The 26,760-nt window shown below is 60.1% G+C and carries 23 protein-coding genes and 1 pseudogene; 17 read left to right on the top strand and 7 right to left on the bottom strand.

The window, feature by feature from the left end; genetic code table 11:
• The first annotated feature begins 16 nt into the window (after window positions 1–16).
• The 7 genes and pseudogenes from M0D69_RS32140 to M0D69_RS32110 all read left to right on the top strand — a co-directional run.
• On the top strand, window positions 17–772 hold the full coding sequence (locus M0D69_RS32140) for a DUF1868 domain-containing protein (RefSeq protein ID WP_301785876.1): 756 nt from the start codon (window positions 17–19) through the stop codon (window positions 770–772).
• Window positions 772–2,895 (top strand): phosphocholine-specific phospholipase C, encoded by a 2,124-nt coding sequence (locus M0D69_RS32135; RefSeq protein ID WP_301785875.1) that lies wholly within the window; start codon window positions 772–774, stop codon window positions 2,893–2,895. The genes M0D69_RS32140 and M0D69_RS32135 overlap by 1 nt, the downstream gene beginning before the upstream one ends.
• A complete protein-coding gene (locus tag M0D69_RS32130; RefSeq protein ID WP_301785874.1) occupies window positions 2,896–4,212 on the top strand; it encodes an extracellular solute-binding protein in 1,317 nt (438 codons plus the stop codon).
• A gap of 8 nt (window positions 4,213–4,220) precedes the next feature.
• Window positions 4,221–5,108, top strand: coding sequence for a carbohydrate ABC transporter permease (locus tag M0D69_RS32125; protein WP_301785873.1), 888 nt, complete (start codon window positions 4,221–4,223; stop codon window positions 5,106–5,108).
• A gap of 2 nt (window positions 5,109–5,110) precedes the next feature.
• Entirely contained in the window at window positions 5,111–6,028 is a 918-nt protein-coding gene (locus tag M0D69_RS32120; RefSeq protein ID WP_301785872.1) for an ABC transporter permease subunit, read from the top strand.
• 238 nt (window positions 6,029–6,266) lie between these two features.
• Window positions 6,267–7,340, top strand: a complete 1,074-nt coding sequence (locus tag M0D69_RS32115; protein ID WP_301785871.1) for an ROK family transcriptional regulator — start codon at window positions 6,267–6,269, stop codon at window positions 7,338–7,340.
• Between the two features lie 614 nt (window positions 7,341–7,954).
• A pseudogene (locus M0D69_RS32110) lies at window positions 7,955–8,509 on the top strand (aminotransferase class I/II-fold pyridoxal phosphate-dependent enzyme); the annotation flags it as partial.
• 215 nt (window positions 8,510–8,724) lie between these two features.
• Here M0D69_RS32110 and M0D69_RS32105 read toward each other — a convergent pair.
• The 5 genes from M0D69_RS32105 to M0D69_RS32085 form a co-directional block, all read right to left on the bottom strand.
• Complete coding sequence (locus M0D69_RS32105) at window positions 8,725–10,725, bottom strand: family 2A encapsulin nanocompartment cargo protein cysteine desulfurase (RefSeq protein WP_301785870.1); 2,001 nt, start codon at window positions 10,723–10,725, stop codon at window positions 8,725–8,727.
• Complete coding sequence (locus M0D69_RS32100; protein ID WP_301785869.1) at window positions 10,700–11,632, bottom strand: family 2A encapsulin nanocompartment shell protein; 933 nt, start codon at window positions 11,630–11,632, stop codon at window positions 10,700–10,702. Before M0D69_RS32100 ends, M0D69_RS32105 begins: the two co-directional genes overlap by 26 nt.
• A gap of 114 nt (window positions 11,633–11,746) precedes the next feature.
• Window positions 11,747–11,977, bottom strand: coding sequence for a helix-turn-helix domain-containing protein (locus M0D69_RS32095; protein ID WP_301785868.1), 231 nt, complete (start codon window positions 11,975–11,977; stop codon window positions 11,747–11,749).
• Entirely contained in the window at window positions 11,974–12,903 is a 930-nt protein-coding gene (gene epsC / locus M0D69_RS32090; protein ID WP_301785867.1) for a serine O-acetyltransferase EpsC, read from the bottom strand. The genes M0D69_RS32095 and epsC overlap by 4 nt, the downstream gene beginning before the upstream one ends.
• Window positions 12,904–12,941: 38 nt before the next feature.
• Complete coding sequence (locus tag M0D69_RS32085) at window positions 12,942–13,418, bottom strand: rhodanese-like domain-containing protein (RefSeq protein ID WP_301785866.1); 477 nt, start codon at window positions 13,416–13,418, stop codon at window positions 12,942–12,944.
• Window positions 13,419–14,059: 641 nt separating this feature from the next.
• On the opposite strand from M0D69_RS32085, the gene M0D69_RS32080 reads away from it, so the two are divergent.
• Genes M0D69_RS32080 through M0D69_RS32065 form a run of 4 tightly spaced genes read left to right on the top strand, consistent with a single transcriptional unit; the run spans window position 14,060 to window position 18,584 of the window.
• Window positions 14,060–15,055 (top strand): sugar ABC transporter substrate-binding protein, encoded by a 996-nt coding sequence (locus M0D69_RS32080; protein WP_301785865.1) that lies wholly within the window; start codon window positions 14,060–14,062, stop codon window positions 15,053–15,055.
• On the top strand, window positions 15,045–16,583 hold the full coding sequence (locus tag M0D69_RS32075) for a sugar ABC transporter ATP-binding protein (RefSeq protein ID WP_301785864.1): 1,539 nt from the start codon (window positions 15,045–15,047) through the stop codon (window positions 16,581–16,583). Before M0D69_RS32080 ends, M0D69_RS32075 begins: the two co-directional genes overlap by 11 nt.
• Window positions 16,580–17,608: an ABC transporter permease gene (locus tag M0D69_RS32070; RefSeq protein ID WP_301785863.1), complete on the top strand. Its 1,029-nt coding sequence runs from the start codon at window positions 16,580–16,582 to the stop codon at window positions 17,606–17,608. The genes M0D69_RS32075 and M0D69_RS32070 overlap by 4 nt, the downstream gene beginning before the upstream one ends.
• On the top strand, window positions 17,601–18,584 hold the full coding sequence (locus M0D69_RS32065; protein WP_301785862.1) for an ABC transporter permease: 984 nt from the start codon (window positions 17,601–17,603) through the stop codon (window positions 18,582–18,584). The genes M0D69_RS32070 and M0D69_RS32065 overlap by 8 nt, the downstream gene beginning before the upstream one ends.
• A gap of 698 nt (window positions 18,585–19,282) precedes the next feature.
• Here the strand turns inward: M0D69_RS32065 and M0D69_RS32060 are convergent.
• Window positions 19,283–20,347: an LLM class flavin-dependent oxidoreductase gene (locus tag M0D69_RS32060; protein ID WP_301785861.1), complete on the bottom strand. Its 1,065-nt coding sequence runs from the start codon at window positions 20,345–20,347 to the stop codon at window positions 19,283–19,285.
• Window positions 20,348–20,730: 383 nt separating this feature from the next.
• Between M0D69_RS32060 and M0D69_RS32055 the strand changes: the two genes are divergently transcribed.
• From M0D69_RS32055 to M0D69_RS32035, 5 genes are all read left to right on the top strand, one after another.
• On the top strand, window positions 20,731–21,327 hold the full coding sequence (locus M0D69_RS32055; protein WP_301785860.1) for a nitroreductase family protein: 597 nt from the start codon (window positions 20,731–20,733) through the stop codon (window positions 21,325–21,327).
• Window positions 21,328–21,614: 287 nt separating this feature from the next.
• Entirely contained in the window at window positions 21,615–22,745 is a 1,131-nt protein-coding gene (locus tag M0D69_RS32050; RefSeq protein ID WP_301785859.1) for an ABC transporter substrate-binding protein, read from the top strand.
• A gap of 47 nt (window positions 22,746–22,792) precedes the next feature.
• Window positions 22,793–23,587 (top strand): ABC transporter ATP-binding protein, encoded by a 795-nt coding sequence (locus tag M0D69_RS32045; RefSeq protein ID WP_301785897.1) that lies wholly within the window; start codon window positions 22,793–22,795, stop codon window positions 23,585–23,587.
• Window positions 23,580–24,467 (top strand): ABC transporter permease, encoded by an 888-nt coding sequence (locus M0D69_RS32040; protein ID WP_301785858.1) that lies wholly within the window; start codon window positions 23,580–23,582, stop codon window positions 24,465–24,467. The genes M0D69_RS32045 and M0D69_RS32040 overlap by 8 nt, the downstream gene beginning before the upstream one ends.
• The gene (locus M0D69_RS32035) at window positions 24,460–25,335 is read left to right on the top strand and encodes an ABC transporter substrate-binding protein (RefSeq protein WP_301785857.1); all 876 of its coding nucleotides are present in this window, start codon (window positions 24,460–24,462) and stop codon (window positions 25,333–25,335) included. Before M0D69_RS32040 ends, M0D69_RS32035 begins: the two co-directional genes overlap by 8 nt.
• Window positions 25,336–25,507: 172 nt before the next feature.
• Here the strand turns inward: M0D69_RS32035 and M0D69_RS32030 are convergent, their stop codons facing one another.
• On the bottom strand, window positions 25,508–26,227 hold the full coding sequence (locus tag M0D69_RS32030) for a hypothetical protein (RefSeq protein ID WP_301785856.1): 720 nt from the start codon (window positions 26,225–26,227) through the stop codon (window positions 25,508–25,510).
• 115 nt (window positions 26,228–26,342) lie between these two features.
• Here M0D69_RS32030 and M0D69_RS32025 point away from each other — a divergent pair.
• The coding region (locus M0D69_RS32025) for an IS6 family transposase (protein ID WP_301785896.1) at window positions 26,343–26,760 on the top strand (418 nt) is incomplete at its 3' end.

Below are 26,760 nucleotides of genomic sequence, written 5' to 3'. Positions count from 1 at the left end.
CCAATAAGAACCCACCATGTCCGTACCGAGCTTCACTCCCCTGCAAAAGGCAGGCGATCACGTCGGCATCAAGTTCGATGCCAACGGCAGCGTTCTGCACTATCCCGGCAACACGATTGTTTGCCATGTCCCACTTTTCAGCCCGCTGTCGGACGCGCTCGTTGCCGTGCGCGACCGGCTCAAGGCAAGCGAGTTCGGGCCGTATCTGGCCTTCCTGCCGCCGGAGAGCTACCACATGACGGTATTCGAGGGCGCAACCCACGCACAGCGCAAGGCCGGTTTCTGGCCCGCCGATCTGGCGCTCGATGCACCGCTTGGCGCATGCACACACCACTTCGAGGAGGCACTAACGAACTTCGAACCCGGGTGCGACACGCCGTTGCGCCTGACGGTGGCCGACGGCGTTGCACAGCCCGATATCGGGTCGATGAAACTCACGCCCGTCGACGACGCAGAGAATCGCAAGCTGCGTGGCTTGCGCGACCGCCTGTCGTCGTGCCTGTCGATCCGGCGGCCCGACCACGATCGATACGTCTTTCACATCACGCTCGCGTACCACGTCAAGCCAATGACCTACGCGCAAGCCGATGCCTGCCTGCAACTACAAGCCGAATGCTTCGCGTGGGTCGCGCAGTACGCCGGCATGATCGAGCTTGGAGCGCCCGAGTTCTGCGTTTTCAACGACATGTACGCCTTTGACAACCAGTTTTACCTGGCAGGCTCACCTGCCCCCCGACGGCTGGACCCGGCCAAAACCGGAGGTCAATCCTGATGGACAGGCGAGACTTCCTGCGCACAAGCGCTACTGCTGGCGCTGCCGCGCTGCTCGACGCATTTCCCCCGTCGATTCGACGGGCACTGGCTTTACCCGCATCGTCCCGCACCGGCACGATCGAGGATGTGCAGCATGTTGTCATCCTGATGCAGGAAAATCGCTCCTTCGATCACTACTTCGGCACGCTCGGGGGAGTGCGCGGATTCAACGATCGCAGGACGGCGCCTTTGCGCGAGAACCGAAGCATCTGGCAGCAGCCCGACGGGAACGGAGGCGTGGTCATGCCGTTCCCCATGCCGAGTTCCAGCACCGACTCGCAGCACGTCCGTTCCTTGCCGCACGGATGGGTTGATGGCCACGCGGCTTGGGCGAACGGCAGAAACGACAACTGGGTACCTGCAAAGGGCGCGCTGACAATGGGGCATTACACGCGAAACGACCTTCCCTACCATTACGCGCTCGCCGACGCGTTCACTGTATGCGATACATACTTTTGCTCGGTCCCAAGCGCAACCAACCCGAATCGTTCTTTTCTAATGACGGGGACGATCGACCCGTTCGGCGCAGGTGGCGGCCCGATGAAGGACCAGCCCAAGGAAGGACCGGATTTTCAACCACTGCACGGACCGCCCTTCTCGTATGACACTTATCCGGAAAGACTGCAGGCTGCCGGCGTTTCATGGCGGATCTATCAGGGAGTGGACGCTGACGGCGCCTTTCCGATCGACCCTCAGAACAGCATTCGCCATCGCAACGATCCGTATCCCGACGATCCGGATGCATCGGTCAGTTGCTTCAATGTGCTGCGTTTCTTTAAGCAATTCGCGGACGCCCCGAAAGACTCGCCGCTGTATCGGAACGCAATGACGCGCCGGCCTCCGAGCGTGTTTGCCGCCGATGCGAAAGCCGGAACGCTGCCGCAAGTTTCGTGGGTTCTCCCCCCGCACAACTGCTCGGAGCATCCCGCATGGAGCCCGGCGGACGGCGCGACCTTCATCTCGTTCGTACTCGATGCATTGACCGCCAACCCCGACACCTGGAGCAAGACGGTACTGCTGGTGATGTACGATGAAAACGACGGTTTCTTCGATCATGTGCTGCCGCCTGCGCCACCCGCCGCAACCGGTCAGGGTGCTTCCAACGTTGACGTCGCCCCGAAAATCAATGCAAAGGACGGGCTACCGTTCGGACTGGGTGCGCGCGTACCTTTGCTCGCCATATCGCCGTGGTCGAAGGGTGGAGCCGTGTGCTCGCAGGTTTTCGACCACACCTCGGTGATTCGATTTCTCGAAGCGCGTTTCTGTGTTCACGAGCCGAATATCAGCGCGTGGCGGCGCTCCGTGTGCGGCGACCTGATGTCGGCGTTCAACTTCTCTGCGCCTGATGCCCAGGTGCCCTCGCTGCCCGACGCAACCGCCTTTCTTGCCGGGATCGACGGGCTCCCGGGACTTCCTGCCCCCACTCCCCCGGTCACGCAGACGCTACAGCGCCAGGAAGCGGCGCAAAGAACTGCGCGCGCGTTGCCGTATGAACTGCATGTGCACGCGCGGCTAGATGCCCGCAACCAGGCGCTTGAACTCGACTTCGTCAATTCAGGCCGCGCCGGCGCAGTGTTTCACGTGTTCGACCGGGTAGGCGAAACCGAACCGGGGCGATATACGGTCGACGCTCGAACGCAGCTCGTGACCGCCTGGCCCATGGACGTCAGAGGCGCCTACGATATCGAGATCCTGGGACCGAACGGGTTCCTGCGCCGCTTCGCCGGAAAGGCGCCGGAAGGGGCACAACGACCAGACGGCAGTCTCGATGTCCGCGCAAGCTACGTCGCCACCGCCGGCGAACTGCGCCTCACGCTGCTCAACCATGGCGCTGCTCCCTGTTCCGTCACGGTCCAGGACAACGCCTACGGGGCACAGGCGCGCACCTATCGTTTGCCGGCGGGGGCCAGCATTGACACACATTGGGAACTGGCATCGAGCAGTTTCTGGTATGACCTGACCGTAGCCGCTGCAACGCCTGCGGATTTTTCGTGGCGCTTTGCGGGTCACGTCGAAACAGGGAGACCGAGCATGACAGATCCTGCGCTCGTCTCAAGCGCTCCCCCGATCGAGGTTCGCTAAGTGAAACGCACCGCGCTCATGGCAACCGTTGCCATCGCTTCGATGGCGGTCTCCTGTGCGGCTGCCGCGGCGAGTTTCGACTTCTGGTACGGGCACAGCGGCCCGATCGCGAAGGCGATCGAGTCGCTGTGCGATGGTTTCAATCAATCACAGCGTGAGCATCAGGTGCACTGCACGTCGCAGGGAACCTACGAGCAGACGATGCTCAAAGGGGTCGCCGCGTACCGCGCGGGCAGACAGCCGGCGGTTATCGAGATCTACGACGTCGGCACTCTCGACATGATGCTAAGCGGCGCAGTCTATCCTGTGTCCCGCTTGATGGACGACACTGGCCACCCGGTGGACTGGACGGATTACCTGGGTCCTGTGCTCAGCTACTACGCCGGCGCCGACGGCAAGCCGGGTTCGCTGCCATTCAACGCGTCCACCTTGATCCTGTACGTCCATCGGGCAAAACTCGCAGCAGCGGGCGTCGATCACGCGCCGCGCACCTGGGAGGAGTTCGAAGCTATCGCCGCGAAGCTAAAGGCTAACGGCTACGCGTGTCCAGCGATAACCGACTACGATCCGTGGAAAATGCTGGAGCAGACCAATGCGTCGCAAGACGTGCCGATCGCCACGCGACGCCACGCAGGCGACGCCCTGGATGTTGAATACGTCTTCAACACTGGCATCCACCGTCGCCTGATGAATGACGTGATGCGCTGGCGGGCAGGCGGCCTGCTGATCGATGCCGCGCAGACGCGAACGGGAAATCAGGCGCTCGCGTTTGCGTCGGGCGAATGCGTGATGTCGGCCGATTCGACGAGCTCATGGTCGGCGATCATGGCTGGCGAGATCGCTGATATTGGCGTGAGCGTCATCCCGGTCTATGCACAGACATCGCGCCACAGCACGATTGTCGGCGGTGCCTCACTGTGGGTCATGAAGGGCTACGATGCAGCGGTCTACCGGGCCGTCGCGGCGTTCTTCGTCTATTTGCGCCAACCGGAGAACCAGATCGCCTTTGCGATGCAAACCGGCTATCTGCCGGTGACCCGGCGCGCGGCCGCAACGCTGGCAGCAACCCGGCCCGGCGATCCGCTTGTCCTGCCGGTGACGGTGGGACTGGCATCGCTAAGCATGTCGCCTGACGCATATCCCCCCGGCACCCGGCTCGGCTTCCTGCCACAATTCCGGCTCGCCTGGCGTGAAGAGGTGCAAAAAGCCTTCGGTGGAACCCAGACAATCGGTGAGGCACTCGACCACGCCAAAGCGCGCGGCGACCAGTTGCTGACACGATTCAAAGAAACGTATGACGGCGTGAACTTGCCATAGGACATCCCATGAAGCCGAGTGCAGTGTTTCCGGGTCGCTGGATACCGTTCGCGCTGGCCACGCCCCAGCTTGTGCTTGTCACGCTGTTCTTCTACTGGCCGGCGTGCAAGGCAATCTGGTGGTCCTTTAATCTGGTGCGTCCGTTCGGCAATGGCTCCACGTTTGTCGGACTGACCAATTACCTTCGCATACTGGGCGACCCGGGCTTTCGCGCATCGTTGCAAGCCAGCGCCATCTTCACGGTCAGCAGCGTCAGCCTGGCTGTGCTGATCGCACTGGTGCTGGCCGGGTTCATCGAACTCAATCTGCGGGGCAGCAAGGTATTGCGCAACCTGCTGATCTGGCCGTATGCCGTGGCAGGCGCCGTGCTGGGTGTGATCCTTCAGTTCCTGATGAACCCCATTACAGGTCCGATGGGGTTCATCAATGCGTTGTGGCCCGGCGCCTGGGCACCGAACCTGAATGGCGCCCACTCGATGATGCTGATCGCGTTTGCATTCGCATGGACACAGGTGCCCCTCAACTTCGTTATCTTCGTAGCCGCTTTACGCGCGATACCGGCCGACTATCTGGCCGCCGCCAGGATTGATGGCGCTGGCCCGCTTCGCAGGTTCATCGATATCCAGTTGCCGCTGCTCGCGCCGTTCGTGTTCTTCGCGATTGTCATCAACGTCCTCGAAAGCCTCACCAGCAGCTTTGGGCTCGTGGACACGCTGACACACGGCGGCCCCGGCGGAGCCACCAGCATCCTGTCGTTCAGGATTTTCTCGGTTGGCTTTGTCGGTCTTGATTTGTCGGGATCATCGGCGTTGTCGGTGATTCTCATGCTGTTCATCGTCGCCATGACCTTTTTGCAATTCCGCTTCTTTGACCGCCACGCGCAGTGGGAGAGCTGAACATGATGGAACGCCACGCCGGGTTGGCTGTTGCCAGGTATGCAGTGCTCGCGCTGGGGGTGCTGTTTGCGCTCGGTCCGCTATACCTTACATTCTGCGCGGCCTCAGTGCCGAACGAGCAACTGTTGAATCACGGCGCCGCCTTTCTCCCCGGCAGCCGCTTGTTCGATAACGTGAGCGAAGTCGCGCATCGAACGGATCTTGCCCGGATGCTGTTCAACAGCTTTGTCGTATCGAGCGTTGTCGTCGCCGGCAAGCTCGCGCTCTCGTCGATGACCGCCTACGCCGTCGTCTTCTTCCGCGCTCCGATCCGGAATTTCATCTTCTGGAGCGTGTTCGCAACGTTATTGTTACCGCTCGAGGTGCGCATCATCCCCACTTATGCGATCGCCTCCGACCTTTTTGAACCACTGAAAACGGTGCTGCAAGTCACCGGTCTAGACTCGCTTGTCTCGTCGCTGGCAGGTATCAGGATCGCACCGACGGTGAATCTGCTGGACACCTATACCGGCTTGTCACTCCCTCTGGTCGCATCGGCCACGGGCACCTTCCTGTTCAGGCAGTTCTATCGGACTGTGCCGGCAGAACTGGTGGAAGCGGCGCGGATAGATGGTGCGGGACCGATTCGATTCTTCATCGATGTAGTGCTGCCGCTGTCCAGGACCAATTTCGCTGCACTGGGCACAATCGTGTTTATCTCTACGTGGAAAGACTACATGTGGCCTTTGGTGGTCACCGATCAGGCCAGCATGCGCACCATCACGCTGGGCGTTACCAGCTTCTTTCCAACGGACACGAGCCAGTTGCCCGAATGGAACCTGGTCATGGCCGCGGCGCTCATTGCTTTCATTCCGCCTGTCATTGTCATTGCGGTTATGCAACGCTGGTTTGTAAAAGGGGTGATTGGAGCAGGAAGATGACTGAGAGCGTCAAGGTGCGGGGCTGTCCTATGAAGACCTTCCAACCTGCGAACAGGCACAACGACGTGCTCTAATAGAATTTTTACACGACGATGATGGTTGGGAGCAGACAACGACCATTAACGAACGAGACATACCGTCCATGGTCAATAAAAAGAGCGACTCTGAGCCAACGCCCGGCATGCCGGCATCGAATCAGCGAAATCCGCATATCCAGCGAGCAAGCCCTAGCGAGCGCATGATTCTCGATATCGTCCGTCGTCATCAGACAATCTCCCGTGCAGCAATATCGTTGGAAACGGACCTGGCACAGCAGTCAGTCCATCGCCTTGTCGAGCAGCTGATTGGACGTGGCCTGCTGCAGGCGGGCAAGGCCGTCAGGAACGGGCGTGGCCAACCCAGTCCGCGCATCGAACTCGTGCGTGAGGCGGCCTATACGATCGGCGTGGCAGTCAACACCGATTCCATGGCGGTGTGTCTCGCAGATCTTGGGTGCCATATCCTTGAGCAAGTGCAGATCCAGACACCGCCAATGAGTCGAAATGCATCGCTCATCAGCGTGAATGACGCGATCGAGCGCATCCTCATACGCAACAACGTGCCGCGCGAGCGCCTTATCGGTGTCGGTTTTGCGATTTCCGGCTTCTTTGTTGCGGACCGACGCCAAGTGAACGCACCGGAGCCGCTACAGGACTGGTCATTGGTCGACCTTGCACCGATTCTTGAAGATTGCTTCGAACTGCCGGTATGGATCGAAAACAATGCCACCACAGCAGCTATCGGTGAAAGCCTGCTCGGGGCCGGACTTTGGGCGCGCAGTTTCGTCTACCTGTCATTTAACTATGGCTTTGGCGGCGGCATTGTCATCGACGGCAAGCCCTATTTTGGTTCGCATGGCAACGCGGGCGAAATGATGATTTATGACGAGGAGGAGACCGGCCGTCGTCCGGCGTTGCAGTACCTGATCAAGGAGTTGCGGGCAAACGGCGTTGATATCGACTCGGTCGAGGACCTGCGCTTCCGTTTCGATCCAACGTGGCCGGGTGTGGAAAGCTGGATCGAGCGCACCTTGCCCGCGTTGGACCGGGTCATTAACTCCGTCGCCGGTTTATTCGATCCTGAAGCTATCGTATTCGGTGGCCAGTTGCCCGTTCAATTGGGAAGGATGCTGATTGAGCGCGCCCGTTTTTGGGAAAAGCATCGATATGGTGTCGCCCCCCCTAGGCCGAAACTCGTACTCGGCGAAGCGAACGGTAACGCGGCGGTCATCGGCGCCGCGCTTGTACCGTTGAAAGAATGCTTTTTTGAGTGAGTAAGGTGATCGATTGCCGAGTCCAGGGGTTAATCAACCGGAAGATGGGGTTGCGTCTGGCAAATATTTATCTGTGAAGAAACAATAGAGCTTGACACATGGCTGCCCATAAAATCAGGAGCCTAACCCCAAAGCGGTCGTTGAGTCTTCCGCGCGAGCGTCTACGGTGTCGCCGATCAACGAGACACCATGGAGCATTGCGAGTACCACATGCCCGGCGACGAACGCCGCAACCAGGGCTGGCACGCCCGCACGTTTGCGTAAGACGCCGAACAGGCGCCAGGCGCCGTACCTGCGGTACCACCGGTTGAGGCAGAGGCGATACCCAGCTGCGACCAGTGGCGAGGTGGAGATGGGAACGCCTGTCTTTACCGTTGCCTATCGACTGTGCGACGCGTGATACGTACGGCATGCCTGTCGCCACTCCTGATTGCCTCTCCCGACCAGCTCGAAAAAGCAAGCGGACAACCCTGTGCCACCTGCCCCGCAAAACCCCCATAGCTCTTACCTGCGACGATCCAGTGAATCAAACAATCACCTGTGGGCCACGTAGCGATAATTTGTGAATTTATGCTGTCACTGTCCGCGTGTGAAACGCAACGGGCACAATGGATGAGGACGCGGCCTATGCTTTCCTGGCCGAAGACCCACCTGCCCCGCTGGCAGCGCTCGCGCCTGAGACAACGGTGTACGTCTCGGGGCTATCAAAAAGTGTAGCCACCGGACTCCGGGTCGGATTTGTCGCAGCCCCGCGTCAGTGCGTGCCTCTGATCGAGCGAGCCATCAGAGCCACTACCTGGAACACGGCCGGCGTGATGACTGCTCTTGCCTGTGGCTGGCTCGACGACGGCACGGTCACCCGGCTCGAGATCGAAAAGCGTCATGATGCAATGGTCCGTCAATCGATCGCTGCCGAGGTCCTCTCCGGACTGCGAAGCGTCTCTCATCCGGCGTCGTACTTCCTCTGGCTCCCTTTGGCCGAGGAGGTCCGTGCCGACCTGGTTGCGATGGCGCTCGTTCGCAAGCATATCTCCGTGTCGACCGCTGAACCCTTCGCGACATCGGAACATGCGCCGCATGCGATTCGCCTCGCACTCGGATCCGTGGATTTGGCCACGCTCCGACAGGCGTTGGAAAAGGTCAGAGACATGGTCGGCACTTACACGTATTTAGGTGTGCTCGCGAGTTCCCAACGTAAGTTGCACCTGAACACCAGTATCACCGGCGTGGGCAGTCATCCCGCCGGCTGGCGCACGCTCGTTCAGCAGCTTGAGGGCCACGCCAGACGAACACACCAAAGGCGTTGCGGCAAAATTGTCTATCGTCAGACTCAGCGCGCGGCCGCGGTGACCGCGCGCTGCATCACTCGTTTCCAGCCTCCAGCCTACCGCCGCGACGAAAGCCGCCGGACGACGGACACGAGCCTGTCGACTTCATCGCACGTGTTGTAAAAAGCCAGCGACGGCCGCACGGTCGCCTCGACGCCAAAATGCCGGAGAATCGGCTGCGCGCAGTGGTGACCCGAACGCACAGCAATCCCTTCTTCGTTCAACGCCTGCCCGACCTCTTCCGTTTCATAGCCTTTCAGCACGAACGACAATACGCTGGCTTTATCCTTCGCTGTACCGATCAAACGTACGCCCGGTACCGGCTGCAATACGCTTGTCGCATAGGCCAACAGATCGTGCTCGTAGCGCCCGATATTCTCGATACCCACGCGCGTCACGTAATCGATCGCAGCCCCAAGACCCACTGCATCGGCAATGTTGCCCGTGCCCGCCTCGAAGCGATTTGGAGGCGCCTGGAACACGGTCCGCTCGAACGTCACGTCCGCGATCATGTTGCCCCCGCCCTGCCATGGCGGCATGTCCTCGAGCAGATCGCGCTTGCCATAGACCACGCCGATGCCGGTCGGGCCGAACAGCTTGTGGCCCGAGAACACGAAGAAATCAGCATCGATTTCCTGCACGTTCACACGCATGTGCGAGACCGATTGCGCACCGTCGACCAACGCCCGCGCACCTGCACGATGTGCCATCGCAACGATCTCCTGCACCGGCACAACGGTACCCAAGGCGTTCGACACCTGCGTCACCGAGACAATCTTCGTGCGGCTGTTAAGCAGCTTCTGATATTCATCCAGACGGACCTGACCCGAGTCGTCGACAGGAATCACCCGCAGCGTCGCGCCCTTTTGTGCGGCAAGTTGCTGCCAAGGCACGATGTTGGCGTGATGCTCGAGATGCGACACGATGATCTCGTCGCCCTCGCCGACGTTTTGCACGCCCCAGGTTTTCGCGATCAGGTTGATGCCTTCCGTCGTGCCGCGCACGAAGATGATTTCTTCCGGCGATGCTGCGCCAATGAAGCGCCGCACTGTATCGCGCGCACCTTCGTACGCATCGGTCGCGCGTCCTGCCAATGCATGCGCGGCACGGTGAATGTTCGAATTTTCATGCGCGTAGAAATACGACAGACGGTCGATGACCGACTGCGGCTTCTGCGTGGTCGCAGCGTTGTCGAACCAGACGAGCTGACGTCCATTCACGCGTTCTTGCAAAATCGGAAAGTCGCGCCGGATCGCATTGACATCGAATGGCGGATGCGCGGAACCGGCCCGCGGCAAGTGTTCATTCGAATACGGCGCACGGGCGTTGTCGAGAAAATAGAACGAACCGGTACGATCAGGCTCGCCACCCGCCGACACTGCCCGCTCGAGGCCGCTAACCGAACCAAACGAACGCAATTCGTCGATGGACGGCAGACCGAGCGGTTCAGCCGTTGGCACATCGTGACTGGGCAACGGCAGCTCGCGGCCGGCTCCCGATGACGCGCCCGCGTCCCGCAAGAAATAGAACGGCGACGCCGCTGGTTGATCTCGTTGCGCCACATCAGGCACACCGACGCCAAGCGCAGCGCCGCCGAAGCGTGGTTCCAGCGCCGGTGCAGCACTCGCCACGGAGTCAGGCGCGTTGTTTTGTGAAACCGCATGCGGCGCCAGCGCCGGCACGCGATTGCCCAATGACAAAACGTGCGTGGGCGCCGACGGAAGCAGGTTGGCGCCCGCTGCCTTGCCCTGCGGAAGGCTCAAGCCCGGCACTCCCGTTCCTGCGCCGCCCGGCCCCGCAAACGGAGACCCGGGGGGCGCCGGATTGCTCGCGGAAGCAAGCGCAGGCGCGGCGAGCGGCAGACCTGCCGAAAGCGACTCGCCGCTGCCAAGGCTGGCGAGCGCGGGCGTAGCGCTGCCCGGCACGGCCGAAAAGAACGCAGTCGCAAGACGCGACAACGTGGCGACGTCCGGCAAGCCCGCAGGCGCTGCGCCCTGCGGAATATCAGGGAGCGAAGCGCTGCTCACTGGCTTACTTGTAGGTGTCAGGATAGTCATGGTACTTGGCGATCTCCACATCATCCAGAACCGCCAGTGCGTCCGGCGAGTGCACTGCGAGCGAGCAATACAGCGAAATCAGGTACGAGGCGATCGCGTGGTTGTTGATGCCCATGAAGCGCACCGAAAGCCCTGGCCCTTGCTCGCCTGCCACGCCCGGCTGGAACAAGCCAACCACGCCTTGCCGCTTGTCACCCACGCGCAGCAACAGGATCTTGGTCTTGCCGTCGGCGACAGGAACCTTGTCCGATGGAATCAACGGAATACCGCGCCAAGTGAGGAACTGGGAACCGAACAGGCTCACGGTCGGCGGCGGCACACCGCGACGCGTGCACTCGCGTCCGAAAGCCGCGATTGCACGCGGATGAGTCAGGAAAAACGCCGGCTCTTTCCAGACGCGCGTCAGCAGTTCATCGAGGTCATCGGGGGTTGGCGCGCCCGTTAGCGGGAACACGCGCTGTTCTTCGGCGACATTCGCCAGCAGCCCGTAATCCGGATTATTAATCAGCTGGCTTTCCTGCAACTCCTTGATCGTTTCGATCGTCAGGCGCAGTTGTTCCTTGATCTGATCGTGCGGACTGCTATAAAGATCCGACACGCGGGTCTGCACATCGAGGACCGTGCTGACCGCGTTGAGAAAATACTCGCGCGGGTTTTCATCGTACGGGACGAAGGTCCGGGGCAGTTCGCTTTCGTCTTCACGTTGCGTGCACGCTGCTTTCACTTCCTCGGGATTCTTGACCTGGTTCAACCGGTAGATACCGGCTTCAACAGGCACCCATTGCAACAAGTGCGTGAGCCATCGTGGCGTGATGGTCGATAGCTGGGGAACGGTCTTGGTGGCATTAGCTAGTTGCCGTGCTGCGTTATCGCCGAGCGCCGTCTGGCCGCCCACAGTTGCCGTCATGTGTAGCTCCGAAGTCTATAGAAGAAAAACGGGAATGCTTATCAGGAGACGTCATTATCAAGACGACGGCTGCGGTCATTCAACATGCTATAGACGGCAATTCGGGAAAAATGATCACCCTGGCCCGGTCACTCGCTCGGGTTGCAGCAACTCCGCCATGGGAACGTCGAGCGCACGGGCAAGTTTGTGTACCGTGATAATGGAGGCCGTCACTCTGCCGCGTTCGATCTCGCCAATATAAGAGCGGTTCAGGCCGGCGTGTTCGGCAAGCTGTTCCTGTGACCAGGCCTGCGCCTCACGTAAAAGCCTGACGGCTGCGCCGAAGTTGCGGACGACTTCGGTCATGACACGGTCGCCGCAACGCGCAGTTGCACACCTTCATTGCGCGAGATGGCCTGCGTGACATTCGCGCCCGGCGCAACGTCGTGGGTCAGCCACACGTTCCCACCGATCACTGCGCCCCGGCCGAGCGTGACACGGCCGAGAATCGTAGCGCCTGCATAGATCACCACTTCATCTTCTACGATCGGATGCCGCGCCAGTCCTTTCTCCAGATGGCCTTCTGCATTGCTGGGGAACCGTTTCGCGCCGAGCGTGACAGCCTGATATACGCGCACGTGATCGCCAATGATCGTGGTCTCGCCAATCACCACGCCCGTCCCGTGATCGATAAAAAATCCTTTGCCTATCTGCGCGCCCGGATGAATGTCGATACCAGTCGCGCCATGCGCCAGTTCAGCCACAATGCGCGCCAGCAGGCGAAGATCGAGCTTGTACAGCTCGTGCGCCAGCCGGTGATGAATCATGGCGAGAACGCCGGGGTAGCAGAGCAGCACCTCATCCACACTGCCGGCTGCCGGATCGCCGTGATAGGCCGCGAGCACGTCGCTATCGAGGAGCGTGCGGATCTCCGGAAGCCTTGCGGCGAACGCCCGAACTGCGACGCCAGCACGCGCGGCGATGTTTTCGTCGTCACGCGCCAAATGACGGTCGCGGTATTGCAATTCAAGTTGCGCCTGGGCAAAAAGACCATGCAAGGCTGAATCCAGTGCATGACCCACGTAGAAGTTCTCGCTTTCCTGACGCAGGTCGTGCGGTCCAAGCCGCATGGGAAAGAGCACGCCCTTCAAGGTCTCTACAATATTGGCCAGCGCCTCTCGCGCCGGTAGTTCGCGCCCGCCCGATTCAAGCGAACGCTTCTGCACTTCGCGCCATTGCTGGCGCACCGTCTGGAGCGACTGGACGATGTCGTCGATGTCAAATGCGGCCACAGTCGGAGATCCTTCGGCATCAAGCCATTAGAGTGTGATCAATCCTGAATCCACGGCAAACCCTGAAAGCGCCAGCCGTCCTGAACGCCCCGCCGCTGTTGCGAATCCAGTCGCCCTTCGAAACCTTCCAGCACGTTGAACACCTGAGTAAAACCAGCTTTTGTTGCGGCTTCCGCTGCAAGCGCGGAGCGATTGCCGCTGCGGCAGAGCAGCAACACGACGGCGTCCTTGCCGGTCTTTGCTTCGAGCTCGCGAACAAAGCGCGGGTTGCGCGTGAGCGAAGTACCTGTTGCCCAGGCCACGTGGACGCTGCCGGGCACGTAACCCACGAACTTGCGCTCTTCGGTCGTTCTTACATCTACAAGCACCGCTGAGCCTGACTCGAGCAGCGCAAACGCGTCGCGAGGTGAAACGCCTCCCGCGTAAGGCAGCTGGTTCGCTGCCGCTGCGGCGCGCGCCGCTTCCAATACCGCATGAGATTCGTGAACTACGCGTTCTTCCAGTTCAACTGCCATGACGTCTCCTTGTACAGTCACTTGAAAACTCTCCGAGGCCAGATAGTTGCCAGAGAAATGCAACCGTCTATAGCCATCAATTGACACTATGAAAGAGCCCGCGCAGAAGCAGAACCAATAAAAACGTATTTCTAAAGAAGGCTTCGCCACATCGACGATCGTTTGGTGAACATCGATCTTGCAAAGCGCGTGCGACTCTCAAGTAATTATTGAAAGGACGCGAGTGCCGAATAAAGGCCGCTGTTTTGCCTCGATCCGGCGACGGAACGACAGCCGCGGGAGGCGCCTTCGCCCGCGGTTCAGCACCTTGCGCGCGGCCCAGCAAGAGGCGCGTAGCGAACATGGAGTGCAGCAGCGCGGCGCGCGGGCGCTTGTGCTAAGCGCCAGACGGAATAATCAACACAGGGACGGCTGAACCCCTTCTCCCTTGCAACTGCCTCGACTGGATGACAGCATCCGCTGCGATCTTCCCCCGTCGGGCGCGAATTTGCTTTCCATGCTCTCTCTCAAATCCTTAGCCTGAATACGCCTTAGACGAGCGCTGTCTTCGTGCTAGCGTTTAAGTCCGTCCACTCTCCAGCCCCGACTAATTCGATATGCAGAACAATATTTTCAGATACATAGAGGCCAATCCCGCAGTAATGCGAAACTCGATCGCCCGAGGCTTCGCCGGCGCGCTTGTCGGACTACTCGCCGGACTGCTTGCAAGCGTGGCGCTGGCTGCGCCGGCCCCGGACGAGATCCTGTCGTTGAAAGGAAAACGTATCGGCATTACGGTGGCCGGCACGGAACACTACTGGGACCTGAAGGCATATCAAGGGCAGATAGATGAGGTGAAGCGCCTGGGCGGCACGCCGATCGCGCTCGACGGCGGGCGCAAGGACGCGCAACAGATCGCCCAAATCCAGACGCTGATTGCGCAAAAGCCTGATGCGATCATCGAGCAACTCGGCACAGCCTCGGTGCTTGAACCGTGGCTTCAAAAAATCCGTGCGGCGGGCATCCCGCTCTTTACCGTCGATACCGCCAGCCCCTCGAGCATCAACGTCACCACGTCCGACAATTTCTACATCGGCGAGCAACTGGCGCTCAAGCTCGTGAACGACTTGCACGGGGAAGGCAACATCCTTGTTTTCAACGGCTTCTACGGCGTGCCGGTTGTCGCAATGCGCTATGACCAGTTGCGCACGGTGCTCAAGTGGTATCCGAAGATCAAGATCATCCAGCCCGAGTTGCGCGACGTGCTGCCGAACACGGTGCAGGACTCGTACGCGCAGATCAGCCAGTTGCTGAACAAGTATCCGAAGGGCACGGTCCAGGCTATCTGGGCCGCCTGGGATGTTCCGCAGATCGGCGCCACGCAGGCGGTGGACGCGGCACATCGCACGGAAGTCAAGACGTACGCGGTCGATGGCAGCCCTGACGTCGTCGCCCTGGTGAAGAATCCGCAGTCCAGCGCGGCCGCGGTCGTCGCGCAGCAACCATACCTGATCGGTAAGACAGCGGTCGACAACGTCGCGCGTTATCTAGCCGGCGACCGCTCGCTGCCGCCCGCCACCTATGTGCCGGCGATTCTCGTGACCAAGGAGAACGCCGACGACGCCGCAAAAACGCTGGGCCAGGCCAATGCAAAGTAAGCATGGGTTGCTCGAGCTGCGGTCCATCTCCAAGCAGTTCGACGGGATACCTGCATTGCGCCACGTCTCGCTCGACTTGGCGCCTGGACAAGTGCACGGCCTGATCGGCCAGAACGGTGCGGGGAAATCGACCCTCATCAAGGTCTTCGGCGGCATACACCGTTCAGACGAAGGTGAGGTGGTTCTCGATGGCATAGCCGTTTCGATCAACAGCCCTTCCGACGCGCGCCGGCTTGGAATCGAGATCGTGCACCAGGACCGCTTGCTCGCACCGACCCTGACTGTGGCCGAAGCGTTATTGCTCGGCAACGAGCCTACCTTCGGCCCGCTGCCGGTTCTCGACGCAGCCAGCATGCGTCGCTTCACGCGTACCGCAGTGCAGGAGCATTTCGGTGTCGATATCGAGCCGACCCAGCTCATAGCCGAGTTGAGCGTTGCCGAGCAGCAGCTCGTGCAGATCACGCGTGCACTGCTCAGTGCTCCTCGCGTGCTGGTCTTCGACGAACCCACCGCAGCACTCGCGCGGCATGAAGCCGAGCAATTGTTCACCGCGATTCGCAAGCTACGCGAGCGTGGTCTTGCGATCCTCTATGTTTCCCACTATCTCGACGAGATCCAGGAGCTCTGCGACGTCGTGACCGTTCTTCGCGACGGCCGGGACGTGGCCAGGGTCCTGGTGGCCGATTCAACGCCGCAACAGCTCGTCGCCGCGATGATCGGCGGCAGTACCGCGGCACTTGTCCCCGTATCGACACGGAGAGCCGGCGCGCCGCTGTTGCGCGTCTGCGGGCTGAGTGCCCAGGCTCGCTTCGAAGACGTCAGCTTCGACGTACGCCGCGGCGAGATCGTCGGCGTGACGGGGCTGCTGGGTTCCGGTGGCAAAGCGGTCGTGCGCAGCCTGTTCGGACTCGAACCCGGCGTACGCGGGCATATCGAACTGGATGGCAGTGCGTACGTGCCGGACGATCCGCGCAATGCCGTGCGCCGCGGCATCGCTTTCGTGCCTGAGGACAGGCGAGCGCATGGCATCGCACTCGACCTGCCTGTGCGCGAGAACATCTCGCTCGCGAGCCTCAAGCGTCTCGTGCGGCATTTCATGATCGATCGTCGTCGCGAGAAGGAACTCGTGCAGCAACGCATGGACGACCTGCAGGTTCGCGCGCCGGGCACCGAAGCGCCTGCGCGTCAGCTCTCAGGCGGTAACCAGCAGAAGGTCGTCCTGGCGAAATGGCTTAGCACGCGCGCGAACCTGTACTTGCTCGACGAACCAACCGTGGGTGTCGATATTCGCGCGAAAGCAGAGATCTACCGGGTCATTGACGAACTCGCCGCACAGGGCGCGGCGGTGCTGTTGTTTTCTACCGACCTTATTGAATTGCAGGGAATCACCGACCGGATTCTCATCCTCGCGCGCGGGACGCTCGTACAGGAACTGGTTTCGAAAGAGACAACCCACCAGGAAATCCTGGGCTGGGCGAGCGCGGCAGGCGCGAGTTCGACCCTCGATCGTGAAACGGTGCAAGCATGAGTCAAGTTCAAACTAAACAATCGAGCGGCAACGTGCTCGCTCTCACAAGATCCTTCAAAGTGCCGCAATGGTGGCTGCAAAGCGGCGCGCTCTTGGCGATTTTCGTAGTGCTGGCAGTGTTTTCGGCAAGCTCGCCACTCTTCTTCACAGTAGGCAATCTCGCCAATGTGATGCAGCAGTCAGCGGTGATCGGTACGCTCGCGTTCGGCCTGACGCTCGTCTTGATCGGTGGTGGCGCGAACGGCATTGCCGGTGGCATCGATCTCTCGATTGCGGCGAACCTCGGCTTCTGTGCAGCCGTTTATGCAACTGCGCTAGCCAACGGTCTTGGTTCGCCGACGGCGATCGCGCTCACACTGTCAGCCGGCACAACGGTCGGCGTGTTCAATGCGTTCGCGATTGTCGTACTGCGCATGCTTCCCCTTCTCGCTACGCTCACCACGATGAACATCGTGGCGGGGCTGGAGTTGGTCGTTACGCGAAACTCGACCGTTTCCGCGACTGGACCGACGCTCGCGGCCCTTCTCGACAACGGCCCGTTCGCCATTCCGTGGCTCTCTTATGCGTTTGCCGGTGTTGGCCTGATGTTCGTCTGGCTCGGGCACTTTACGCGATTCGGCCTGAGGCTTCACGCGTCGGGCAGTCATCCGGCAGCGGTCCGCGCGGCTGGATTGAGGGCTGAAGGCTACGTCGCGGCGAGCTACGTATTGTGCGGGCTTTCGGCCGGCATCGCCGCCCTCGCCTCCACCGCACTCCTGAGCGGCAGCGCACCCGGCGCCGGAGAGAATCTTCTCGCGGTAATCGCCGCCGCGCTTCTTGGTGTCGTGTTCTCGCGACGACTCGTGCCGACCGTAGCGGGCACCTGGCTGAGCGTCGTATTCCTCGGCCTTGTCGCGAACGGCTTCCAGCTGGACAACGTCTCGAGCTACTGGATCAGCGGCGTCGAAGGCGCATTGATCCTGTTCGTCGTTTCGCTCACGGCGCTGCTGCGCCGACGCAACCTGGAGAAGAGCAGTCATGCGTGAGCTCATCCTTCGCCCCTTCGCGCGTAACGTCCCAATCAACGGCTGGACGCGCTATGCGTTGGTTTTCGCCTTCGCCGCGGCAATCGCATTCTTCGCCGTGTTCGCTCCGGCGTTCGCCACGCTCTCGAACATCGACAGCGTACTGCTCAACACTGTCGCTCCGCTTGCGATCGTGGCGCTTGCCATGACGGTGGTGGCGTCGCTCGGCGCGGTGGATCTCTCGGTCGGCACGGCCGTCGATCTCGCAAGCCTCGTATTCGTGATGCTCGTGGCGCGAGGCGTCGGCCTGCCGATTGCGGTCGTCGCGGCACTTGGCGTGGCCCTCGCGGTCGGGTTGTTCAACGGCCTACTGATTGCATCGTTCGGCGTGGAGCCCTTTCTCGCCACGCTTGGCACACTGTTCATAGGCCAGAGCATCCAGCAACTCGCAACCGATGGCGGACAGCCCATCTACCTGCTGAACCAGGTCTTGCCGCAGGCTTTCTCTATGCTCGGCCACGGCCGTCTCTTCGGTGTCGCACTGCCCCTGTATCTTGTCGCGGCCCTTGCATCCATCCTGCACCTGTTGCTCGCGCGCTCACGGCACGGGCGCGGCATCACTGTGCTCGGTGTCCAGGCTGGCGTCGCGCGCTACTCCGGTCTGCCGGTGCGCGCGTTGCTGTACCTCGCCTTCGCGTTAAGCGCGGTGAGCTCCGGGTTTGTCGGGTTGATCCTGTCGTCGAACGTGAAGGTGTATGTGCCGCTCGCAGGCAACGGTTACCTGCTCAATGCGATCGGTGCCACGTTTATCGGCGCCACGCTTTCTTCGTCGCACCGTCCGAACGTGCCAGGAACGCTGGTGGGCGTGCTGTTGTTAGGCTTCGCGGCAAACGGGCTGCTTCTGATCGGGTGGAACTTTTATTGGCAGCAGGTCGCCATCGGAATTCTGATCTTCATCGTGCTCGCAGTTGGAACCTTGAGTTCACCGCGTCGGTGATTGTCCGAGGGCAATGAGGCACCGTAGTCGCTGAGAATACCCGTCAAGCGACGCGTAACTGGAAAAGTTGCGACACTCCTGATTTGTTCAGTGGGACTATCACCTTGTACCGGCGGTTCATTTCTTACCCGACGAAATGCTATTTTTCCACCCGCTTTATTAATCATTTTTACGAACCCTTCTTGGGCGAGTGCGCAGAGACTGTCGCGCAAGATTGCGGTTGTTACGTCAAAATATTGCGCCAGATACGTTGGGCTATAGTCTCGGCCAATCTGCATGCGACCAAGAAGGGTAACCTGCGTGAGCTTCATTGACTATCCCATAACCAAGGCGGGATCCTAAGCATGGTAGTTGCGCGTCAAACCCGCTCCAAGCGACTTATGAACCTATCGATTCCCGGATTCATTTAATGTAGGTTCATCTGCACATCGGACATCGTGCACTAGCCAAATCCGATAGCGCTGTGTTTCAGCATGGGACCAGCGTGTTATCGCACTGATCCGTCGAACGGCTTCCTGATTCGAACCGCCCGACGTTTATGGTCAACGCAACGTGCAAGCCATTCGCCCGCAAACTGCCCAAAGCTCTACTGCAGAACACCGAGGCGGTACGACTACCGCAGACGGCTGTCGCCTATATGGACGCTTGCCCTCAATTAGAACGGTGCCAATGACACAGGCCTACTATCAAAATGGAAGTTACCTGTCTGCAATCGATGTCAGTTCACGAACACGCGGTATCACCTCTTGCGAGAATCGCTTCATATCCGCTTCAAACGGCTGGAACTGCAGCATGAACAATTCGATTCCCGCCCGGTGAAACTCGACAATACGCCGCGCTACCGTTTCGTAGCTGCCAACCAGCCCCGCTGCAGTCCCACCGTTCGACCCCACCCGCGCTGACTTGGCGAACGTCTGGTGCATGACCGCCTTTGGATCGGTGTTTCCCTTCTGCGATGCGCGCAAGGGAGCATCCTTCGCAGCAAGCGCGAACAGGTGATCGAGATGCTCCTGCGCCTGCCCGTCCGTTGGCCGCGCAATCACGAAGGCGGAAAGTCCGAAGCGCAATGGCGGACCGGTACGGGCGCGCCCTCCCACGTCTTCGATCAATCGACACACATCGGGCAACGGTTGGCCGTTGATAAACCAGAAATCGCCGCGTTCAGCCACGAGCGCCCTCGCCGGCTCCGACTCGCCGCCTACATAGATGCGCGGTCTGTCCCGAAAGCGGTCGGCCGGGCGCAAGACATAGTCTTCTATGTCGAAGAACCGCCCCTTGAAATTGGTGAACTTTCCAAGCATCAGGTCATTCACAACCGTGATCCATTCACGGCCGTATGCGTATCGTTCGTCATGCTCAGCAAAACCGATACCGGCCTTGGCCAGCTCAGGACGATTCCATGCGTTGACGAGATTGATCGCGAATCGCCCACCGCTGATCTCTTCAATCTGCATGGCCATTTTGGCCAGGGTGACGGGATGATAGAGATAGGGCTTGATCGCCGTGATGATCTCGATGCGCGTAGTTAAAGCAGCCAACGCTGCCGAGGCAGTCCAGGCCTCCAGTTGATCAAGCGTTTCGTCATGAGGATTGATCGCATGCTGCGCGACCAGCGTCGAGTCGAAACCGAGTTGCTCGGCTTCCAGTATGAGGTCGCGGTTGCGAGACCATGACGCATCGTAGGGTTCGTCGGGATCCTGCAGCGCGGCACGGCTACCGTGCACCAGCGCCCAAATGCCGAAGCGGGGAGTTGACGAAGGCATCAGTCGACCTAACGTGGATTGAGAAAGATAAGAATCACAACCTGCAAGCATGTGTCGACCACATCGCACCGGTCAATCCCGCCCTTCCAGTTTGTTCGCATATCGATAGAAGGAAAACCGGAATGAAAATCCGTTTCCGATGCGGCCACTCCTGGTGCAAGTTTCCGCCTCTCCGCATCTTCTCCGCCTTATATCCGAGCACGAAAATCGCGTTGCCGCGCTATCGCGATAAGGTTCGGCCGATTTCTTGTTAGATCAAATCGTGCCCTGTTCTTATACTCGCTCACGTAACTGCTTGATTCGAACCGAGCCACTCAACCACTTCGTCGTGGCGTTTCCTTCGCGGCTCTCTTGTGAGCGACTACCCTGAGCGACTACCCATCATGACAACGCCGAACCCTCGCAGCGCAGATCACCCTATCGATCCTCAATTCGTCAATCGCTGGTCGCCGCGCGCCTTTAGCCAGGAACCTATCGACAATGCAACGCTGCTGACGTTTCTCGAGGCCGCCCGCTGGGCGCCTTCGTCGTATAACTCACAACCGTGGCGGTTCGTCTACGCCACGCGCGACAGCGAGCGCTGGACGCAATTTCTGGGTTTCCTGAACGACTTCAATCGCAGCTGGGCAAGTCAGGCAGCAGCGTTGGTAATCGTCCTTTCAAAGAGTACGTTTCTCCCGCCGGGCGCAACAGACGAAGTGCCGTCAATCAGTCATTCGTTCGATAGTGGCGCCGCGTGGGGCTATCTTGCGCTGCAGGCAAGTCTGGCTGGATGGCATGCGCACGGGCTGGCCGGAATCGAGCGAGACAGAATCAGGACAGAGTTGAAAATCCCGGATACCTACTCGATCGAGGCGGGGATCGCGATTGGCCGTCTCGGCGACAAGGCTTCACTGTCTGAAGCGCTACAGGCGCGAGAAACGCCCAGTCCGCGCAAGCCCCTTGGCGAAATCGCCAAGGAAGGTCGATTCGCAGCCTGAATTATTCAAGGAAACCAGCCAATGTCCCATCACGTCTACAAGCAAATTGAACTGACCGGCTACACCAATGCTTCCGGCACGTAAGCAGTTTCGACCAATTCCTGGAGGAGTCGGCACATTACGGCGCCGTGCATTTTTCCTGCTATCGAAAGCATTTTTAATTGGTTAGGCACGGGACCGGCAAAAGCGAAAATCGTCGTTGCTTCAGGTTGCGAACATGCGCGCTCTTATGCCCCGGCCGCGTTCGTGTCTGCCGATTTCGACGCTTCTTTTTGCCAGGTATCCCGATGCTCACTATCCCGACCCGGTCCCGCCTGCGCGACCGCGCAATCTCCGTTGCTGTCACATCGATTGCAGCATCGCTGCTGCTCCTCCAGAGCGGCTGCAATTCCCGCGATGGCGCCACGAGTGTCGCGTCCGCAAGCGGTGCTGAAGCCAAGAACGTGACGTATTTCAAGTATCCCGACAATCCGGCGTTCGACCTCGTTTATCTGGCAGACAAGCTCGGCTACTTCGACGGTACGAGTACGCGTCCAAAGTATGTCGGGAAGGTTTCGGCTCCGCAGATCATTCCGTTGGTCGGCACGGGTGAAATCGACTTCGGCTCACGCATGGTGCCGCTCGTCATCTCCGCAATCGCTAGCGGTGCCGACATCAAGGTCGTTTCCGCCGGCGGCGAGACATTGCCCGACGCACCGCACATGAAGTACTTCTCGCGCAAGGACTCCGGCATTACGCAGCCCAAGGACTTCGAAGGCAAGACTGTCGCGTTCAACAGCTTCGGCGCGTGCGCCGAGTTCGTCACGAAGAAATACCTGTCGGAGCATGGCGTGGATGTGTCGAAGGTGAACTGGCTGGTCGTGCCCGACAACCAGTCCCAACAGGCGCTGGTCACCAAGAACGTCGACATCGCGATCATTCATCCGCCGTTTTCCGGAGCCGCCGAACATGACCCGCAGCTTCACAAGCTGTGGAGCGACTGGGACGAGGATCACGGCCTCGGCGGGATGGCGCCGTACAGCGTGAACGGTGCGTTTGCACGTGCCCATCCGCAGGCGGTGCGCGACTTCGTGGCCACCATCGCCAAGGCGGGGAACTGGGTCAACGCGCATCCGGACGAAGCACGCAAACTGACGGCCGAGCGGCTCGGAATCGATGTCGAGGTGGTCGAACGCTATGCCTACGTCAAGGACCTCGTCGTCACCACCCCGCCGATCCAGTATTACATCGACATCCTCGAACAAGCGGGCAAGATCCCGAAGGGCAAGGTCAAGGTCGAAGACGTGTACACCAACGAATACAATCCCTACGCGCAACCGCCCGCGCGCGCGATTGCGCCTACGGGCTCGAGCAAGTCCGCATCGGCCATGCCGGGTCACAATGCGGGATCGCCGGCGCCCGCGGAAGCTGCGTCGTGAGCGGGGTGTCACTGCACCCCGGCAAGATCGTCGCCGAGCATCTTGGCCTGACCTACGTCGACCAGGGAACGCCGGGGCAGACGCGCAGGAATGCCGTGCTCCAGGATTTCAACCTGTCGGTGCGCGAAGGAGAATTTCTCTCGGTACTGGGACCAAGCGGCTGCGGCAAGTCGAGCCTCCTAAACATACTCGCCGGGCTCGTGCCGCAGACGAAAGGCGATGTTCGTATCGACGGACAGATTCTGAGCGGCGTCAGCCGAAAGCTTGGTGTCGTATTCCAGGGATATGCGTTGTTCCCCTGGCGCACGGTAATTGAGAACGTAGAAATCGGCCTCGAAATCCGCGATGTGAAACGCGCCCAACGCCGTGAGCAAGCCGCGCACTTTCTTTTGCTGGTCGGATTGCAAGCGTACGGCGATCACTATCCGCACCAGCTTTCCGGCGGCATGCGCCAGCGCGCGGCCATTGCACGAGCGCTCGCTTACGGACCCGAAGTCCTGTTGATGGACGAGCCCTTCGGCGCGCTCGATGCCCAGACGCGCGAGTCTCTCCAAAGCGAACTGCTTACCATTTGGGAAAAAAGCGCAAAGACCGTGGTTTTCATCACCCACAGCATTGATGAAGCGATCTTCCTCTCCGACCGTGTAGCGATCATGACGCGCGGTCCCGGCCGGGTGAAGGCGATCATCGACATTTCCTTGCCGCGGCCACGCGATGACTCCGTGCGCAATTCAGCGCAGTTCCTGGGATTGCGGCAGCGCGCGTGGGAGTTGCTAAAGACCGAGGTCGCCGAGACGCGCAGCACGCCTGAAGGCGAACCTACGAGGACCATCAATGCGTAATCGATCTTCCGCGACGACTCCCCTTCTCGCCAGCGAGCAATTCGCTTCCGACGCCGCCACTGCCTCGCAATCGAAAGAACCTGCGCTGGCTGCAGCGTTTTCACGAGTGCGCGCTCACGCCGTGCGCATCTTCGAACGCAGCGTTGCGTTGGTTGCATTCCTGCTGTTGTGGGAATTGCTGCCACGCGTTGGCATTGTCAGCTCGGCTTATCTCAGCCCACCTTCCGCTGTCGTAGTCGCGATCGGCCATCTCTTCGATAGCGGCGAGGTGTGGAAGCATCTTGGCAGTAGTGCTTTTCGCTCTATCACGGGTTTGTTGCTCGCCGTGGGGGCCGGGATCATAGGCGGCTTTTTACTGGGCTGGTTCCGTCGCGCTGAACGAATCGCTGATCCGCTTTATCAATTATTGCGACAGGTCTCCGCATTCGCGCTGTTCCCTGTCTTCATGCTCTTCTTGGGCATTGGGGAATCGTCGAAGATAGCGATCATCGTGTGGGCCGCATTCTGGCCTGTGCTGCTCAATACCATTTCCGGCGTCAAGCAGGTGGAGCGAATCTTTATCGATTGCGCCCGGTCGATGGGCGCAACGCAAGGATTCATATTTACCAAGGTCATCTTGCCGGCAGCCTTGCCGCAAATACTGACCGGTATCAGGCTTGCCGGCGCATACAGTATCACCGCATTGGTTGCAGCCGAGATGATCGGCGCACGCTCAGGGCTAGGTTTCTACACGCTAAACTCACAGGAAACATTCCAGATCCCCGACATGTACGCAGGTATCGTACTGCTTGCGCTCTTTGGTTTGCTGATCAACTACGGACTCTCGTTGCTTGAGCGCAAGCTGCTGCGCTGGCGCGTCGGCATTGCACAGAATGGCTAGCGATGGAGTCGGCGCCGGCACAGTCGGTCTGCGCTACTGGTTAAGGACGCGCAACCGTACGGCCGTTTTTCTGCTAGTGCTTGCGTGTATTAGCGCGATGTTGAGCCGGTTCGTCACGCTTGAAAAACCGTTCGCGGCCGCCAGTCTTCGCGGCCGGCTGATTGTCGCAGTGCCGCCCCGGCCCGCGCCTGTGTTGACGGTCGGGCACGTAGACCGCACACTGCGCTCGCCTGATCCTTTCTCGGCTGCATTGGCCGCGGATCTCGGACGGCGTCTGGGACTTCCCGTCGACCTGTTGCTTAGCGAGCCCGATGCCGCGGCAGCCGCGGTCGCAACTGGCAAGGCCGATGCTGCAATCGACGGCTTACCGTTCCAGCCGGGTTCGACGCTATCTTTCTCGCCCGCCTCCTATGCGAGCGGCCGGGGACAAGCGCTTGTCCTGCGTCGCGGAAATGTGCACGACTGGGCGGCCTTACGCGGAGGCTCGATCTGCACTCCGATTGGGAATGCTTACGGACCCCACGCCGCGCGACTCCATAGCGCGCGTCTTATTACCTACGGCCGGCCACTCGACGCGCTGCTGGCGTTCCAGGCCGGCGAATGCACCGCCTTGGTGGACGATGAGCTCGTCATAAAGTCGCTGTTGAAACTGGCTGACTGGAGCTATTACAGTGTGCTCCCCGGCAACATTGCTCCAACGCCTTCGTTCATTGCGACGCCGGGCGGGGATGCGGCAAGCATGCGGTTCGTCGATACAACCATCCGCGATTGGCGCCAGAGCCGATGGTTGACGACAGCGCGCGAGAGCGTGGCAAAGCAGCTCGCGTTCGACATGTTCGTCGCCGAAAACGACTTGTACTGTCACTGACTTGACGCGCCGCTCAGGTCATGGAAATTACTCGATCCCGCCGGAAACCCTAAGCGCCAACGCTTCAAGTCACCTCGTTCATCGCATATTCTCTGAAGGGTTCAGTCGATGGCGAGCGGACAATCCATTTGCATTCCTGACAGAACCGCTGCCAGTCCCGCTCGAGTTCCCCTCAACCAGCGTACGCCATGGTCAAGCCCATCTCTCTGAGCAAGCGGCGGTAGCCAGCCGAAGTCCGGTCCACCGCGAAATGGGCCTCGATCTGCATGTCGAGCGGCAGATCTTCCGGCCTCTGCCGTTCGACAATCGCCTGGTCTTCCGCGAAGATCTGCGCGTTAAAGGCATAAACGTCGTCGAGCGGTCCGCTGGTATCGAAGTTTCGCGTAATGGGAACGAACAGCCTGGTTTTGCGTGCTGAAACAGGGCTTGCTGCGTTCAGGATGTTCAGCCGCCCTTCGTTAGGGAAATGCACAGTCAACCCGGCGCAAAACGGCGGGTAAATCTCGTAGACGCGCAGCCACGAAAAGTCGTCGGGAGCAAGGTGCTGCAGTGCCTTGGGATAATTGCTGACATTGCTCCAGTATTCCGTGCGCAATCCGAAGTCGGTGAATTCCGTTTGATACGCAGGAACCTCAGGGCCGTTGCGATCGGCAAATGCTTCGTGATGGACGAACGCGAAGTGTGCGACGTCGACAAATCCTTCAACCTGGCGACCGGCCGATCCCGCGATATCGACGAAAGGCGGCAAGATCGACTGATAGAGCGGATCGCCCCATGAGGGCATTGGCGGCAGCTGCGGCCAGGCGCCTTGAGGACTCAGGCAGGTCCAGATGAGGCCATAGCGCTCCACGGCCGGAAACACGCTCAGCCGGAATTTTGCGGAAGGCTTCAATTCTGGCTGAGCCGGAATCTTCCGGCATTGACAGTCCGCCCCGTACCGCAGGCGGTTGTGGTGCAATCCGGATGCATCAGTCTGTTACGCTCAAGCTTTTGATGAGCGCGGGCCAATGGGTAAGTTGAAAGACATCGACGGATCGTTCAACGGGCGCCACTTCGACCGCGAAATTATCGTCCTTTGCGTGCGTTGCTACTTGCGTTACAAGCTCAGCTTCCGAGACCTCACTGAAATGATGGCCGAGCGCGGTCTGTCGCTGGCGCACACTACGATCATGCGCTGGGTGAAGCATTTCACGCCGGAGTTCGTCAAACGCTGGAATCGCCTGGCCATGGCAGCCGGACAATCGTGGCGCGTCGATGAGACCTACGTGAAGATCCGTGGCAAATGGGCTTATCTTTACCGCGCAGTTGACCGGGCGGGAAAGACGGTTGATTTCCGGCTCAGCGCCAGGCGAGATGTGGCTGCAGCAAAAGCGTTCCTCGCGAAGGCGATCAGAACTCAGGGGCGTGCTCCAGAAACAATTACGC

Origin of the sequence: Caballeronia sp. SEWSISQ10-4 2, assembly GCF_030464885.1 — a bacterium.
GTDB lineage: Bacteria > Pseudomonadota > Gammaproteobacteria > Burkholderiales > Burkholderiaceae > Caballeronia.
Note: the sequence above shows the minus strand (reverse complement) of the source record. Positions and strands in the feature narration are given on the sequence as shown.

Excerpts from the sequence above, each read along its gene's own strand:
- M0D69_RS32140 (WP_301785876.1), top strand. The coding sequence starts at position 17 with ATGTCCGTACCGAGCTTCACTCCCCTGCAAAAGGCAGGCGATCACGTC.
- M0D69_RS32135 (WP_301785875.1), top strand. The coding sequence starts at position 772 with ATGGACAGGCGAGACTTCCTGCGCACAAGCGCTACTGCTGGCGCTGCC.
- M0D69_RS32125 (WP_301785873.1), top strand. The coding sequence starts at position 4,221 with ATGAAGCCGAGTGCAGTGTTTCCGGGTCGCTGGATACCGTTCGCGCTG.
- M0D69_RS32120 (WP_301785872.1), top strand. The coding sequence starts at position 5,111 with ATGATGGAACGCCACGCCGGGTTGGCTGTTGCCAGGTATGCAGTGCTC.
- M0D69_RS32115 (WP_301785871.1), top strand. The coding sequence starts at position 6,267 with ATGATTCTCGATATCGTCCGTCGTCATCAGACAATCTCCCGTGCAGCA.
- M0D69_RS32105 (WP_301785870.1), bottom strand. The coding sequence starts at position 10,725 with ATGACTATCCTGACACCTACAAGTAAGCCAGTGAGCAGCGCTTCGCTC.
- M0D69_RS32100 (WP_301785869.1), bottom strand. The coding sequence starts at position 11,632 with ATGACGGCAACTGTGGGCGGCCAGACGGCGCTCGGCGATAACGCAGCA.
- M0D69_RS32095 (WP_301785868.1), bottom strand. The coding sequence starts at position 11,977 with ATGACCGAAGTCGTCCGCAACTTCGGCGCAGCCGTCAGGCTTTTACGT.
- M0D69_RS32085 (WP_301785866.1), bottom strand. The coding sequence starts at position 13,418 with ATGGCAGTTGAACTGGAAGAACGCGTAGTTCACGAATCTCATGCGGTA.
- M0D69_RS32080 (WP_301785865.1), top strand. The coding sequence starts at position 14,060 with ATGCGAAACTCGATCGCCCGAGGCTTCGCCGGCGCGCTTGTCGGACTA.
- M0D69_RS32075 (WP_301785864.1), top strand. The coding sequence starts at position 15,045 with ATGCAAAGTAAGCATGGGTTGCTCGAGCTGCGGTCCATCTCCAAGCAG.
- M0D69_RS32070 (WP_301785863.1), top strand. The coding sequence starts at position 16,580 with ATGAGTCAAGTTCAAACTAAACAATCGAGCGGCAACGTGCTCGCTCTC.
- M0D69_RS32065 (WP_301785862.1), top strand. The coding sequence starts at position 17,601 with ATGCGTGAGCTCATCCTTCGCCCCTTCGCGCGTAACGTCCCAATCAAC.
- M0D69_RS32060 (WP_301785861.1), bottom strand. The coding sequence starts at position 20,347 with ATGCCTTCGTCAACTCCCCGCTTCGGCATTTGGGCGCTGGTGCACGGT.
- M0D69_RS32055 (WP_301785860.1), top strand. The coding sequence starts at position 20,731 with ATGACAACGCCGAACCCTCGCAGCGCAGATCACCCTATCGATCCTCAA.
- M0D69_RS32050 (WP_301785859.1), top strand. The coding sequence starts at position 21,615 with ATGCTCACTATCCCGACCCGGTCCCGCCTGCGCGACCGCGCAATCTCC.
- M0D69_RS32040 (WP_301785858.1), top strand. The coding sequence starts at position 23,580 with ATGCGTAATCGATCTTCCGCGACGACTCCCCTTCTCGCCAGCGAGCAA.
- M0D69_RS32035 (WP_301785857.1), top strand. The coding sequence starts at position 24,460 with ATGGCTAGCGATGGAGTCGGCGCCGGCACAGTCGGTCTGCGCTACTGG.